Here is a 14,576-nt window from a genome sequence, read left to right as displayed (position 1 = left end):
CTTATCCCGATAGGTCTAAATAGGACTATTCGTAACGAAGTGCTTCTACTGGATCTAGTTTTGATGCTTTTTTGGCTGGATAATAACCAGATACAATTCCAACAACAACACAAAGTATAAAACCACCCAAAATAAATAACCAAGGGATAATAAAGGAACCTCCCATAGAGAAAGAAATTAAGTTGCCAATACCAATACCTAATAATATACCTAAGGCACCACCCATTAAACAAATTACAACTGCTTCAATCAAAAACTGTTTACGGATAACTGCTGGGTTTGCCCCGATTGCTTTTCTAATTCCAATTTCTCGGGTTCTTTCAGTTACCGATACCAGCATAATGTTCATTAAGCCAATAGAAGCTCCTAAAAGGGTAATTACCCCAATAGCTACACCTCCAATTACTACGTAGGCTAAGTTTTCAAATAAAGTCTGTGCAACAGCATCACTTTTGGTTACTTCAAAGTTATTGGGTTCACCAATTTTAACTTTCCTAATGTTCCTAAATTCAGAAGTAGCCTCGCCAATAATATTGTCCATCATGTCGTTATTAGGCACCATTACCGTAATGGTATAAGACGGATTGTTATTAGAGTTAATTAATTTGGCCTTAAACAAAGGAACATAAACTGCCCTATCGCTGCTTGGACCCATGCTAGAGCCTTTTGAAGCCAGTACGCCAATTACCCTAAGCCTATTGTTGCCGGCCGTAACAATTTTATCTAATGGAGATTCTTTCTTAAATAAGGTGGTTGCAATTTCATTACCAATAATACAAACATTATTGCCTGCTAAAGCTTCGGCGGCATTGAAATTTCTACCTTGAGCCAATTCCAGCCCTAATGAAGCTAAACCATTTTCATCTAATCCTTGTACGTTGATATTCGGATTGGTTTTTTCTTGTTCGTATTTAACTGTAGAACCACCACTGGCAAACACACTAACAGAAACTGTTGCAGGTGCATTTAAGCGTTTTTTAAAATTAATGGCATCCTCGTAGCGGATAGATTTGAAAGGTTTAGGCCTTTTCCCAGATCCTCCAATTCTAATACCGGTTCCTCTATTTCTAATGTTAAAAGAATTAGCTCCCATACTCGAAAAAGCTTCCGTCATACTCTTCTTAATGGCATCTATAGTGGTTAAAATGCCAACCAAGGCCGACAAGCCTATCGCAATAATTAATGCTGTAAGCATGGTACGGAGTCGGTTGCTTTTAATAGATTGCAGCGCAAGTCTTACGTTTTCGGTATAAGTCATTTGATGAAAATAAATGCTAATTGGGGTAAAAATAAAAAGTCCCGCTGTTAAGACAACGAGACCTGTTAAAATGTTACAAATATAATATGCTTAAACCGAGAAACTTGTTCCGCAACCGCAAGAGCTAGTTGCATTCGGATTGCTAAAGGTAAAACCTCTAGAGTTTAAGCCGTCTTGCCAATCAATCTGCATCCCTAATAAATACATTTGGTGTGCTTTATGCATAAATATTTTAATGCCGTCTATCATAAATTCCTGATCTCCATCCTTTTTTTGATCGAAACCTAAAACATAGCTCATTCCAGAGCAACCACCACCTTCTACTCCAACACGTAATCCGAAATCTTCGGCAATTTCTTGTTGGTCTTTTAATTTGAAAAGTTCTTTAACGGCAGTTTCGGTAAATGATACCGGCGCAAAAGTTGTTTCTACAGTGCTACTCATGTTTTTAAAATTTAGAAGAACAAATATAAATATTTATGTACATTTTTGTTCGCTGTACTGATTAATATTACGGTATCCAAACAAAATAGAATGAACATTACACATTTTTTAACACAAGTGGCCATACTTGCAGCTGGTGGTATTGTCACGGTTGTTGCCGCTTATTTTTTGATCAAAAATGATATCCAAAATTACTTCAGGTTTAAATCGCTCGAAACAAATAAAGACAATAGAGCCTCATTGTTCCCTTTGCGCTTGCAGGCACATGAGCGTTTGATCGTTTTTATAGAACGGATTAATCCAGCTAACCTTTTGGTACGTTTACATCAACAAGGAATTGGAATTAGAGAATTGCAAAATCTGGTACTGAACGAAATAAAAGCAGAATACCAGCACAATATTACACAGCAGCTTTACGTAGATTCTGTAAGTTGGAATGTAGTACGCAAATTGAAAGACGATACCATTGCCATGATCAATAATGTGGTACAAGGTTTGCCTGAAACAGCAAGTGGGGTAGACTTGAGTAAAAAAGTATTACAGCACATGAGTGGGATAGAAGAAAATCCTTACGAACTAACTATTAATCTACTTAAAAAAGATATACACCAATTGTTTTGATTGGGGTTAACTGTTTAAACTGGTTAATTGTTTAAATCGGTTAACTGTACATTATTTACATAAGGTATAAACTTCGTTTAGCCACTTGCACAATGTTTATACAATGAAAGCTAATTATGAGTGATAAAAAATTTACAACTACATCGGGCATTGAAATAAAAGACCTGTATACTACTGCAAAGCCGTTAACAGAAACTCCAGGCCAATTTCCGTTTACCAGAGGGATACAGAAAGATATGTATCGAGGTCGTTTGTGGACCATGCGTCAATATGCGGGGTTTTCAACAGCCGAAGAGTCTAATAAACGTTACCATTACCTATTGGCCCAAGGTACCATGGGTTTGTCTGTAGCTTTTGATTTGCCTACACAGATTGGTTATGATTCTGATCATGATATGGCCGAGGGAGAAGTAGGGAAGGTTGGCGTAGCGATCGATTCGCTGAAAGATATAGAGATTTTGTTTGATGGGATTGAGTTGAAGAAGATTACCACCTCCATGACTATTAACGCCACGGCCTCTATCTTACTAGCTATGTATATTGCCTTGGCAAAAAAACAGGGAGCAGATTTAAAGGAAATTTCCGGAACCATCCAAAATGATATCTTAAAGGAATATGCCGCTAGGGGAACTTATATTTATCCACCAAAACCATCTATGCGTATCATTACCGATATTTTTGAATATTGTAGTAAAGAGGTGCCTAAATGGAATACGATCTCTATTTCTGGTTACCACATTCGTGAAGCAGGTTCAACTGCGGTACAAGAATTGGCCTTTACGTTGGCCAATGGTAAGGCATACCTCAATGCAGCGCTAGAAAAAGGATTAGATATCAATGTATTTGCAAAACGACTGTCTTTTTTCTTTAATTGCCACAATAACTTTTTCGAAGAAATTGCCAAATTTAGAGCAGCCAGAAGAATGTGGGCGCATATCACCAAGTCGCTAGGGGCTACAGACGAAAAAGCAATGATGTTGCGTTTCCATACGCAGACAGGTGGTTCTACACTAACAGCACAGCAACCCTTAAATAATGTAATTAGGGTAGCCAACCAAGCTATGGCAGCCGTGTTGGGTGGTACACAATCGCTACATACCAATGGTTACGATGAGGCTTTGTCTTTGCCCACAGAAGCTGCGGCTAAGATCGCTCTGCGTACGCAACAAGTTATTGCTTTCGAAAGTGGAGTAACAGATACTGTTGATCCATTAGCTGGCTCGTTTTTTGTAGAAACATTAACAGACGAAATCGAAGCTGCGGCACAGGCCTATATTGAAAAGATAGATGCTATGGGTGGTTCGGTTAATGCAATAGAGAATGGGTACATTCAACAAGAAATTGCTAGCTCTGCTTATCAGTATCAAAAAGAGATCGAATCGGCAGAACGGATTATTGTTGGGGTAAACAAATTTACACAGGAAACAGAAGGGATTACAGATGTATTGAACATTGATGAATCGATTAGGACAATACAAACAGAAAAATTAATAAAACTAAAGACAGAACGGAACAATGAAGCTGTTAAGTTAGCGTTAACAGCGCTTTCTTCAGCGGCAAAGACAAATGAGAATTTGATGCCCTATATTCTCACTGCTGTAGAGGAATATGCTACACTTGGGGAAATAGCCGATTGTATGCGAAATGTGTTCGGAGAATATTAAAAACTATGTTAATAAATAGTTATCAACATAAAAAATTTAGGTTAAGCAGGGTATGCTACTGCTCCTGAACGACTTACAAATTAAATGAAAAATTTGTTCTTTTTGTTGATAATTTTTTGAATATTCGATGTTCCAAAAGGGCACGTCCGTAATGTCCTTATTAGAACTGAAAACCAACAAATTATATAATAACAATGGAAAAAACTTGTACCGAAGTATGGAAGAACTGTCTCCAAATTATTAAGGATAACATCCCGAACCAAAGTTTTAAGACTTGGTTCGAGCCGATATCTGCACTTAAATTAGAGGGGAAAGTTTTGACCATCCAGGTGCCGAGTTTATTTTTTTACGAATGGCTAGAAGAACACTATGTTGGTCTGCTTCGTAAAACGGTAAAAAAGCAATTGGGAGACGAAGGAAGATTAGAATACAATATAGTGGTTGACAAGTCGTCAAACAGTGGGTCTCCGTATACAACAAACATGCCCTCTAACGGAAATGGGGCAGAAGCAAAAATGCAATCAATGCCAATTCCTGTATCAATAAATAAGGATATCAAAAATCCGTTTATTATACCGGGGCTGAAAAAATTAAACGTTGATCCACAGTTAAATCCAAACTATACATTCGAGAATTATATTGAAGGAGATTGTAACCGTTTAGCTCGCTCTGCGGGTTATGCTGTGGCTGCAAAACCAGGAGGCACATCATTTAATCCATTAATGATTTATGGTGGTGTAGGCTTAGGTAAAACACACTTGGCGCAGGCCATTGGTAACGAGATTAAAAGAAGCATGCCAGATAAACTGGTGATCTATGTTTCTTGTGAGAAATTCTGTCAACAATTTGTTGATTCATTAAAGAACAATACCATTAATGATTTTGTGAATTTCTATCAGGCAATGGATGTGATCATTATGGATGATGTACATAACTTCGCTGGTAAAGAAAAAACTCAGGATATCTTCTTCCATATTTTTAACCACTTGCACCAATCTGGCAAGCAGGTGATCTTAACCTCTGATAAAGCACCAAAAGATTTAGCAGGTTTAGAAGAAAGATTATTGAGCCGTTTCAAATGGGGATTGTCTGCAGATCTACAGATTCCAGATTTGGAAACTCGTATTGCCATCTTAAAGAAAAAAATGTATGCCGATGGTATTGAATTACCGGGAGAGGTAGTTGAATATGTAGCACACAACATTGATAATAATGTACGTGAGTTAGAAGGAGCAATGGTGTCGCTTTTGGCACAATCTACCTTAAACAAAAAAGATATCGATTTGGCTTTGGCTAAACAGATGTTGAAGAACTTTATAAAAAATACATCGAAAGAAATTTCAATGGAATACATCCAGAAATTGGTGTGCGAGTATTTTGAAGTTCCGGTTGACATGGTTAAATCTCAAACACGTAAACGCGAAATTGTACAGGCTCGTCAAATTTCTATGTATTTGTCAAAAAGCCATACCAAATCTTCATTGAAAACTATCGGTGCTTTCTTCGGTGGAAGAGACCACTCTACAGTAATCTACGCTTGTCAAACTGTAGAAGATTTGATTGAAACAGATAAAAAGTTCAAAGCTTACGTTAATGATATTCAGAAAAAACTGAAAATGAGCTAATCAAAATTTGGATCAAAAAAGAAAAGCCTCGACAATTATCGAGGCTTTTCTTTTGTTAGCTAGTTGGATCTATCATTTTGTAAAATGCTTCTCTATAAAAATCGCCCAGAGGGATCACATGGTTTTCAATATAGATTCGACTACGTTCGATATTGTCGATTTTGTTTAAGGCCACTAAATATGATTTATGTACACGGGCAAACTGACTTCGAGGTAATTGTTCTTCTGTTTTTTTGATGTTCTGCAAAGAAATGATCTTTTCTTTTTTGGTATGAATGGCCACATAGTTTTGCATGCCCTCAATATATAAGATGTCTGCAATGTTCACTTTCGTTAACTTATACTCGTTTTTCACGAAAATAAAATCAACTTCTTTAGCACTATGGGCTTCAACAACAATTTGAGGTTTAACATCTAGTACATTAAAATAATGCATTGCCTTTTGTACCGCTTTATAAAAACGCTCAAAAGAAATAGGTTTTAATAAATAATCTATGGCATCATGCTCAAAGCCTTCCAAGGCATATTCGGCATAGGCGGTAGTTAAGATTACCTTGCATTTGCCTTGTACAATTTTCATAAACTGCAGCCCATTGAGCTGGGGCATTTGTATATCCAGAAAAACCAGATCGGCCTTACCTTCCATAATTAAGTTTAATGCCAATAGCGGGTTGGTAGAACTAAAAATCAGTTCTAAAAATGGAAGTTTGTCCACATAATCACTTAAGATATCTATAGCGAGTGGTTTATCATCAACAATTACGCAACGAATCATATCCATTTTATTTTTAGCTCTACTGTAAAAGTATCTGTTTCATCTTTAATTTCAAGCCAATGTTGGTCTGGATAGATCAATTCAAGCCTTCTTTTCACATTGGATAAGCCAATGCCTACTGTTTTATCTTTATAGTCCTGGTTTTTTTGATTGCTGATTAGAAAGTCCATTCCATTAAGGTCTATGCTGATTTTGATCTGAATGGGATGGCTAGGGTTATCGATAACGCCATGTTTAAATGCATTTTCTACAAAGTTGATCAATATCAATGGAGCAATCTGTTGTTTATTTACTTCGCCCTCTACATCAAATTGAATATGTGCTGTTCCTTTTTGTCCAATCTGAAAAAGATCGATTACATTTTTTAAGTAATCAATTTCTTTTTTGAGGTCGGCAAATTTATCGTCGCTTTCTTTAAGCATGTAACGCAGCAGATCAGATAATTTTAAAACTGCACTTGGTGCTTCATCAGATTTGCGATAGGTGAGTGCATAAATATCGTTTAAAGTATTGAACAAAAAATGAGGATTGATTTGCGATTTTAAAAAGGCAAGCTCTGCAGTAATCTTTTCTTTTTCCAGCTCTTTTTGTTTCCTATAGTTGTTGTACCACTCTGTTACAATAAAATAAAGGAAGCCATAAATGAAATAACTATAAAAGGTATACAAAATACTATTCTGTATGTACCAAGTAATTTCTGGCTTACCGTTATAGTAGTTGTTGAACCCCAGATAAGGTAAAAAGAAATGAAATTCTATTAAATATCTATAACTAGGGATAAAAACGATGAGTAAAAATGTAAACAAAAGACCCTTTAACCATTTTTTGCTTAAAAAAGAAGGAGCAATGAGATTGGCTGTGGTATAAAAAGAAACCATGCCAGAAGCCAAATACCCCAAGCAGATCAAAAAATAATTGAGAAATAAGGGAGAAGAGCCGTGGTTTGAATAAGAACGGAAATTATTGTTGAGGTATTTTGGCAAGAAATCGTTCAGGAAGACGAGAATCCATACCAAAACATGCAGTCCTATTCTATATTTCTTTTTCATCAACCAAAGATATCAGCAATTTCATCAATTGAAGTTAAAAATACATCAATGGGCAATTCTCATCCATCAAAGCCATTATTTAAAGTATAAGTAGGTTAGCTAAAGTTTAGGCACATTCATCAATGCTTATAGGGCTTTGGTCAATTGGTGCAGAATGTTTTCCGCTTTTAGTTGAAGCTTTGGTTAAATAAACAAACACATAATCATGAAAAAAACAGTTTTAGTTGCATTGCTCGCACTGTTGTTTTTGAATACAAAAGCACAAGAGAAGCTCACCGTTAATGTTCATCCAGGAGTTGAACTTTTTACCATTGTTCAAATTTTAGCCGATCAATTTCCTGACCCAAATCCTTCTACCTATAGTAAAGAAGTGATGGAATATTTTGGCAAGTACAAAGACCACCCAGCAGTATTGAAAGTGAAAGGCTTTAAGAAAGTATTTACAGACCTGACAGAATTGGGTTGGACCATGTCTGATTTTCCAAACATTAAGATTTATGAACCCACTGCAGATCTCAATTGGTATAAACACAATGGAAAAGAAAATACATTGGAGTACATCAAATTGTGTCGTGATTTTTTTAACGATACCAAATTCTGGGATTTCTATCAGGCGCATACTGCGAAGTATGAGAAATGGGGTGAGGCCATTAAAGCAGAAGTGAAAAAAAGTGGAGTAATGGATCAGCTCCAAAAATTTTACGGTTTCAATGCAGATGTGAAATGGTACATCTGTATAGACCCGCTCAATAGTTGGGGTTCTCATGCCATTACTACAAAGAATTTAAATCCACAATTTAGCCATATTGTAGTTTACAATACAGGTTATTTCAACAGAAAATCAACCGAAAAAGATGAACCGATTTTTGAATATCAAGGATTTGATTATTTGGTTTGGCACGAAGGGAGCCATATCTTTTTGGATCCAGCGTTTAAAAAGTATAAAAAAGAGATTGATGAGCTTGCTTATTTATACAACAAAGATGATGACGGTATGAAAAGAAATGGGATTGGGAGTTGGGAATATTGTTTGAATGAAAATATGGTCCGTTCAATTGTAGGGAACATGTATTACAAATACCGTACAGAAAGAGAGTTTAAAAGACAGGTAGCCAAAGAAACTGCAAGTGATTTTATTTATGTTGAAGATTTAGTGCCTTATATCATCGCAAACTATGGCCCAGACAAAAAGTATAAAAAATTTGATGAGTTTTTCCCAACAATGCTAAAGATGTTGAAAACCAAACATCCTAAAACTAATTAAGATAATCTCATTAAGCCGTAATGCAAACCGGCAACATGTAAAGCCTGATCTATCTTGTTGTCTTTTAACAATTGCTTAACCTCTTCAATTGTATATTCTTCAACATTTAAAATCTCATGCTCATCTAAATGTTGAGCATGAGATTTTATTCCTCCTTTTAATAGATAGGTAAAAGTTCTATTTGTAGAGGTAGCTGGATTGGGGTAAAGCGTGGCAATGAGCTCGCAACTGTCAAAGCTGTAGCCTGTTTCTTCCTGTAGCTCACGTACAATGGCAACTTCAGGTGTTTCACCATCGTCAATTACACCACCAGGGATTTCTAAAGAAATAATGTCGGCAGCAAAACGATATTGTCTTACCAGAATGATTTTATTTTCTTTGGTCAGTGCAACAGCATTTACCCAATTTGGATATTCCAATACATAATAGTCATCCTTAATTGCCCCATTTTGCAATTTGCAAGTGTCTACTCTTAAAGTAGCCCACTTTTCTTGCACTAAATATTTGGAGGCTAATTTTTGCCATTTTAAAATTTCCATAGCTTGACTTATAGGTATTGTTGAATAACCTTTTGGCGATGTAGGTTAACCAAGTGTACAATTTTATGTTTGTTAGAAAGCTCCTCGTAAATGAGGTTAAGTTTAGGTGCAATCATTTCGTTTCTACTTTGACTAACACCTAATTCATAATATAAAAACTCACTGAGCGAGTCTAGTTTCTCTGCTGGTAGATTGCTTTCTTGCAACCAGTTTTCAAATAAAGATAAGTTAGGTTCTGCTAGTAGCTCAATAGGCAAACCAAAACTATTGGCCATGGTTTCGTTAAAAAGTAATCCAGCTTCTTCTAATTTCAGTTCTACTTTTAAGCCCATAATCCTTGCTAAAACCTGCGCAAGCCTTTCAATTTCTGCTGTAATTAAATCTCGTCTGTACATTTAAATATAATTAGGTGGTAACATCACAAGTCAATCCAATTCAAACTATTACCTATTACCTATTACCTATTACCTATTACCGGGCCTACCAACTTCCGCTACTTCCACCACCACCGAAACTACCACCACCGAAGCCGCCAAATCCACCTCCGCCGCCGCTTCCTCCTCCAAAACCACCGCCAAATCCACCTCCGCCAGAGTTACGACCACCACCTAACAACATACTCCAGAAAAGTGCATCAGCAACACCACGTCCACCAATTACTTGGTTTCCGCCACCACCGCCACCTTTCCTTAAAATAATGGCAATAATAATTACTATAATGATCACAATAAAGCCTGCACTTCCTTTGCCACCTCCCGATTTTGCTTTCGGTTTATCACTTTTGTATTCACCTTTAATTAAAGAGATAATGGAATTTGTTCCGGCTTCTATGCCTGAATAATAATCTCCTTCTTTAAAAAAAGGCTTAATATCGTTTTCAATAATCCTTTTGGTATAGATATCTGGCAAAGCACCTTCTAATCCATAGCCAGTTTGAATAGACATTTTTCTATCGCCAATGGCAATCAATAAAATTACACCATTGTTTTTCCCTTTACCGCCAACACCCCATTTTCTACCCAATTCAAGTGCGTATTCATTAATGTCGTAGTCGCCTACAGATTTTAAGATCACTACAGCAACCTGATTGGAGGTAGAATCGTCAAAGGCAACCAGTTTCTGCTCTAATTGTTGTTTCTGACTGGCGGTAAGGGTTTGTGTAAAATCATTTACAAGGGTATTTGATTTTGGTGGAAAATCTTGCGCAAAGCCAAAACTGTAACTCAGCGTTAAAAGAAATAAGATGATTAATTTTTTCATCAGTTATTTGGGTTCAGCTTGATCCATAAATACAATGTCGTTTGGCAATTCATTCACATCTCCATTTTGGTAAGGGAAAAATAAAGCCAACTTTTCGCCAGCTAATGAAACGCCCGCAATAATCCCGTCGGCCAAATTGCCACTTAAAAAATGAGCTTTCATGGCCACTTGTGTTGTCTCCCAAAAGTCTTCTGGAACAACCTGGTTGATACCGCGGTCGCCAATAATAGCAAATTTATGATCTTCATGGGCTAAGTAAATGAGAACGCCGTTATGTTGAGCAGTTTTATCCATTCCTAACTCGGCAAAATATTGGGTCGCTCTTTCGAATGCACTGCCATGACAGTGTTTCTCTACAGCAATTCTAATTTCTCCTGAGGTTGCTTTTTCGGCTTCGGCAATGGCATTGGCTATTAATTCTTGTTCTTGTGTTGTGAAAAGAGACATGCTTTTTGTTTTATAAATTAAAGGGTAATGTATGTTTAAAGATTAAACACACATTACCCCAAAATGTTGGAATATCACTAAAATTCTACTTTAGGTGCATTTTGAGCACCAGCATCAGCTTTAAAGGCTGCTTTAGGACTAAAGCCAAACATGCCAGCTGTTAAATTGTTAGGGAAAGATCTAACCTTAACATTATATGCTTGAACAGATTCGTTGAAATCTTTACGTGCAACGGTAATGCGATTTTCAGTTCCTTCTAATTGTGCAGAAAGATCGCTAAACTGTTGTGTTGCTTTTAACTCTGGATAATTCTCGGTCAATACCATTAATTTACCTAAGGCTTGAGTAATCTGACCCTGAGCAGCTTGATATTTTTCAATATTCTCAGCATTTAGCTTAGTTGGGTCAATTGTAATTTTGCTTGCACTAGCACGAGCTTCAATTACAGCAGTTAAAGTACCTTGCTCAAATTTGGCAGCTCCTTTAACAGTACTCACCAAGTTAGGGATCAAATCAGCCCTGCGTTGATATTGAGCTTCAACCTGGCTCCATTTAGTTTGTACATCAACATCTAATGTAACTAATTTATTGTAGCCATTACATCCACTTACTACGGCTAATAAAACTACAAGTGCAATTACTCCAATTACTATTTTTTTCATTTTGTTTTTTTTGTTTTTTAGGTTTCTATTTCAAATTAGATATCAATATTCATACCTTGTTACTAAAACAGACAAAATACTGACAAGTTGCCATAACAATTACCCTAAGATACTAAATAATGGACAAAGCACAAATCAAGTCAAAAACTAGAACTGTGAATGGAAAACTGTAATTTTGTTTATTCGGGATAAAAACTCGACGTTGATTATGCAGAAAGAAATAGAGATTACCATTGCGCCAGAACATGTTTCCAATGAACTGGTGATCCTCCAAAACCTGGCAAGAGCGCTAAAAGTAGAGTTATCTACCATTAAACACCACCAGATTTTAAAACGTTCTATAGACGCCCGTTCGCGAAAGGTGATTTATCGGATGCAGGTTAGAGCTTATATTGATGAAGTTCCAACTGTTGAACAAACGATATTTAACTACCCAAAAGTAAGTGCGGCCAAAACTGTAATTATTGTAGGGGCCGGACCAGCCGGATTGTTTGCCGCATTGCAATGTATTGAAAATGGCTTTAAACCTATAGTTGTTGAACGTGGAAAAGATGTAAAACAGCGCCGTAGAGATTTGGCAGCTATCAATAAACAAGGTGTAGTTAATACAGAATCCAATTATTGTTATGGTGAAGGTGGGGCAGGTACCTATTCTGATGGTAAATTATATACCAGATCAAATAAACGAGGAGATATCAATAAGGTATTGCAACTGTTTGTACAGCATGGTGCCGACGAAGATATCCTAATTGATGCCCGCCCGCATATTGGTACCAATAAATTGCCGCATATCATTACTGCCATTAGAGAAACCATTCAAAATGCTGGTGGTGAAGTGCTGTTTGATGCAAAACTTACGGACCTGATCATTTCGGGCAGTAAAATTAAAGGGATAGTTGTTAATCAAGAGCAAGAAATTTTGGCCGATGCTGTGATTTTGGCAACCGGACATTCGGCAAGAGATATTTATGAACTGCTTCACCACAAGAATATTTTAATCGAAGCAAAGCCCTTTGCCCTGGGTGTACGTATAGAACATCCACAACAAATTATTGATAGTGCACAATACCATTGCGATATGAGGAGTGAATTTTTGCCACCAGCCTATTATAGTATGGTAGAACAGGTTAAAACAAGAGGAGTATTTTCTTTTTGTATGTGCCCAGGGGGGATTATTGCGCCTTGTGCCACTGGTCAGGATGAAATTGTGGTAAATGGATGGTCGCCATCTAAGCGAAATAACCCATTTGCCAACTCCGGAACAGTAGTGCAGGTTACTTTAGACGATGTTCAGGGCTATGATCCATTGAGAATGCTCAATTTCCAATCGGAGATAGAACAACTGGCGTTTGAAGCCGGTGGAGGCAACTTGGTTGCTCCCGCACAGCGGATGATTGACTTTGTAGAAAACAGACTATCTATTGATTTGCCTAAAAACTCTTATTTGCCCGGCACAAAAAGTGTAATGTTAGATAATATCCTACCAGATTTTGTTGCGACAAGCTTAAAAGCAGCGCTACCTTTATTTGGCAAGAAAATGAAAGGCTACTATACCAATGAGGCAATTCTAGTAGGGGTAGAGAGCAGAACCTCTTCGCCGGTACGTATCCCCAGAGATAAAGAAACCTATCAGCACCCACAAATTACAGGCTTGTATCCTTGTGCCGAAGGAGCAGGTTACGCAGGGGGCATTGTTTCGGCAGCCATTGATGGTGCGAATTGTGCCAATGCAATTCTAAACAATTAAGAAAATCGAAATGTTATCATAAGTATATATTTCTTTTATGATCAATTTAGGAGACGAACTGAATAAAGCATACAATGGGGATACCTGGCATGGAGGTAATGTATTAAGCCTCATACAAGCGGCAAATCCTCAAAAGGTATTTACACACCCCATTCCGAATGCACATTCAATTGCAGAACTGGTGTTACACTTAACAGCGTGGACCGAAGAGGTGATAGATAGGATAGCAGGACAAACGGCTAAAGAACCCTCAAGAGGAGATTGGCCTTTACCAATAGAAAAAACGGCAGAAGAATGGCATAGGTTGGTAGCAGACTTTAAACTGGTTAATGAAAAATTAATTGAAATGATTGATGATTTCGAATCTTCTGGTTGGTTGAACGAGGTTAAGGATGAACGAAACCGTGAATTGGGAACAGGTGTAAACAATGCTCAATTGATTAATGGGTTGATACAGCATCATGCTTATCATGCTGGGCAAATTGCCTTGCTCCTGAAATTTTAAAGCCAAGCGGCCAGATCATTTAGATTGGTGTAATTAAATGAATATGAAAAAGACATTAATTATAGGCGCAAGCCCAAACCCAGAGCGTTATGCTTATAAAGCTGCGCATATGCTTACCACCAAAGGACATCCTATTGTTAATATTGGAATTAAACAAGGAGAGGTTGCTGGTGTGAAAATTGAAAAGCCAGGTACTCCTTACCACGATATCGATACCATTACCTTATATATAGGTACAGATCTACAATCAAATTACTACGATTATATAATAGCAACTCAGCCCAAACGAGTTATTTTTAATCCAGGTACGGAGAATCCGGTCTTCGAACAAATGCTTGAAAAGAATAATATTGAACCTATAGAGGCTTGCACATTGGTTTTATTAAGTACGGGTCAATTCTAATCAGTTAGGTTTTTCCTTAAATAGAGGGGTAAAAGCAGTTCATCTATAACTGTAAATAACGATATAGATTGGCTATTTCTCCCCTTTCATCATTTCTTTTGAACTTTTTCTTATTGATGATCATAGAGTTAGGTTATTTGTAGTATAAAAAAGGTGGTTAGTGTTTGTGATTATGGGAATGATTGCTACCTTTGCATCCCGCTTCGGAGGAAGTATGGGGGCAGTCGGAAAGTGAGTTTAGGATATTGAAAAGGGGTAAAAAGGATAGATTAGCTGAGCATCAGCGGTTTACGGGAAAGCAGAAAAAAACTTC

General features: G+C 37.1%; 16 protein-coding genes. 7 read left to right on the top strand and 9 right to left on the bottom strand.

Annotated features, from left to right (window positions below; genetic code table 11):
- Positions 1–25: 25 nt before the first annotated feature.
- Positions 26–1,258, bottom strand: a complete 1,233-nt coding sequence (locus tag AQF98_RS14315) for an ABC transporter permease (RefSeq protein ID WP_152969724.1) — start codon at positions 1,256–1,258, stop codon at positions 26–28.
- 90 nt (positions 1,259–1,348) lie between these two features.
- The gene (locus AQF98_RS14310) at positions 1,349–1,702 is read right to left on the bottom strand and encodes an iron-sulfur cluster assembly accessory protein (RefSeq protein WP_055132650.1); all 354 of its coding nucleotides are present in this window, start codon (positions 1,700–1,702) and stop codon (positions 1,349–1,351) included.
- A 90-nt stretch (positions 1,703–1,792) separates the two neighbouring features.
- On the opposite strand from AQF98_RS14310, the gene AQF98_RS14305 reads away from it, so the two are divergent.
- The 3 genes from AQF98_RS14305 (at position 1,793) to dnaA (ending at position 5,612) form a co-directional block, all read left to right on the top strand.
- On the top strand, positions 1,793–2,323 hold the full coding sequence (locus tag AQF98_RS14305) for a hypothetical protein (RefSeq protein ID WP_055132649.1): 531 nt from the start codon (positions 1,793–1,795) through the stop codon (positions 2,321–2,323).
- Positions 2,324–2,439: 116 nt separating this feature from the next.
- Positions 2,440–3,987 (top strand): methylmalonyl-CoA mutase, encoded by a 1,548-nt coding sequence (locus tag AQF98_RS14300; protein ID WP_055132648.1) that lies wholly within the window; start codon positions 2,440–2,442, stop codon positions 3,985–3,987.
- 194 nt (positions 3,988–4,181) lie between these two features.
- Positions 4,182–5,612, top strand: coding sequence for a chromosomal replication initiator protein DnaA (gene dnaA / locus AQF98_RS14295; protein ID WP_055132647.1), 1,431 nt, complete (start codon positions 4,182–4,184; stop codon positions 5,610–5,612).
- Between the two features lie 55 nt (positions 5,613–5,667).
- Here dnaA and AQF98_RS14290 read toward each other — a convergent pair whose 3' ends face one another.
- Together AQF98_RS14290 and AQF98_RS14285 are read right to left on the bottom strand one after the other, a co-directional pair.
- Positions 5,668–6,387, bottom strand: a complete 720-nt coding sequence (locus tag AQF98_RS14290) for a LytTR family DNA-binding domain-containing protein (protein WP_055132984.1) — start codon at positions 6,385–6,387, stop codon at positions 5,668–5,670.
- Entirely contained in the window at positions 6,384–7,436 is a 1,053-nt protein-coding gene (locus AQF98_RS14285) for a sensor histidine kinase (RefSeq protein WP_055132646.1), read from the bottom strand. Before AQF98_RS14285 ends, AQF98_RS14290 begins: the two co-directional genes overlap by 4 nt.
- A gap of 205 nt (positions 7,437–7,641) precedes the next feature.
- On the opposite strand from AQF98_RS14285, the gene AQF98_RS14280 reads away from it, so the two are divergent.
- Positions 7,642–8,700: a DUF4932 domain-containing protein gene (locus tag AQF98_RS14280; protein ID WP_055132645.1), complete on the top strand. Its 1,059-nt coding sequence runs from the start codon at positions 7,642–7,644 to the stop codon at positions 8,698–8,700.
- Here the strand turns inward: AQF98_RS14280 and AQF98_RS14275 are convergent.
- The 5 genes from AQF98_RS14275 to AQF98_RS14255 all read right to left on the bottom strand — a co-directional run bounded on the left by AQF98_RS14275 (position 8,697) and on the right by AQF98_RS14255 (position 11,608).
- Positions 8,697–9,239, bottom strand: a complete 543-nt coding sequence (locus AQF98_RS14275) for an NUDIX hydrolase (RefSeq protein WP_082435082.1) — start codon at positions 9,237–9,239, stop codon at positions 8,697–8,699. The genes AQF98_RS14280 and AQF98_RS14275 overlap by 4 nt on opposite strands.
- Positions 9,240–9,247: 8 nt before the next feature.
- On the bottom strand, positions 9,248–9,634 hold the full coding sequence (locus AQF98_RS14270; RefSeq protein WP_055132644.1) for a hypothetical protein: 387 nt from the start codon (positions 9,632–9,634) through the stop codon (positions 9,248–9,250).
- An 85-nt stretch (positions 9,635–9,719) separates the two neighbouring features.
- On the bottom strand, positions 9,720–10,499 hold the full coding sequence (locus tag AQF98_RS14265) for a YgcG family protein (RefSeq protein ID WP_055132643.1): 780 nt from the start codon (positions 10,497–10,499) through the stop codon (positions 9,720–9,722).
- Between the two features lie 3 nt (positions 10,500–10,502).
- Positions 10,503–10,946 (bottom strand): TPM domain-containing protein, encoded by a 444-nt coding sequence (locus tag AQF98_RS14260; protein WP_055132642.1) that lies wholly within the window; start codon positions 10,944–10,946, stop codon positions 10,503–10,505.
- A gap of 77 nt (positions 10,947–11,023) precedes the next feature.
- Positions 11,024–11,608, bottom strand: coding sequence for a LemA family protein (locus tag AQF98_RS14255; protein WP_055132641.1), 585 nt, complete (start codon positions 11,606–11,608; stop codon positions 11,024–11,026).
- A 208-nt stretch (positions 11,609–11,816) separates the two neighbouring features.
- Between AQF98_RS14255 and AQF98_RS14250 the strand changes: the two genes are divergently transcribed.
- From AQF98_RS14250 to AQF98_RS14240, 3 genes are read left to right on the top strand one after another with little or no spacing between them, the layout of a single operon-like run.
- Positions 11,817–13,355 (top strand): NAD(P)/FAD-dependent oxidoreductase, encoded by a 1,539-nt coding sequence (locus tag AQF98_RS14250; RefSeq protein ID WP_055132640.1) that lies wholly within the window; start codon positions 11,817–11,819, stop codon positions 13,353–13,355.
- A gap of 37 nt (positions 13,356–13,392) precedes the next feature.
- Positions 13,393–13,860 (top strand): DinB family protein, encoded by a 468-nt coding sequence (locus AQF98_RS14245; protein ID WP_055132639.1) that lies wholly within the window; start codon positions 13,393–13,395, stop codon positions 13,858–13,860.
- A gap of 43 nt (positions 13,861–13,903) precedes the next feature.
- Complete coding sequence (locus tag AQF98_RS14240; RefSeq protein WP_055132638.1) at positions 13,904–14,263, top strand: CoA-binding protein; 360 nt, start codon at positions 13,904–13,906, stop codon at positions 14,261–14,263.
- Positions 14,264–14,576 lie beyond the last annotated feature (313 nt).

Source organism: Pedobacter sp. Hv1, assembly GCF_001412215.1.
GTDB lineage: Bacteria > Bacteroidota > Bacteroidia > Sphingobacteriales > Sphingobacteriaceae > Pedobacter.
Note: the sequence above shows the minus strand (reverse complement) of the source record. Positions and strands in the feature narration are given on the sequence as shown.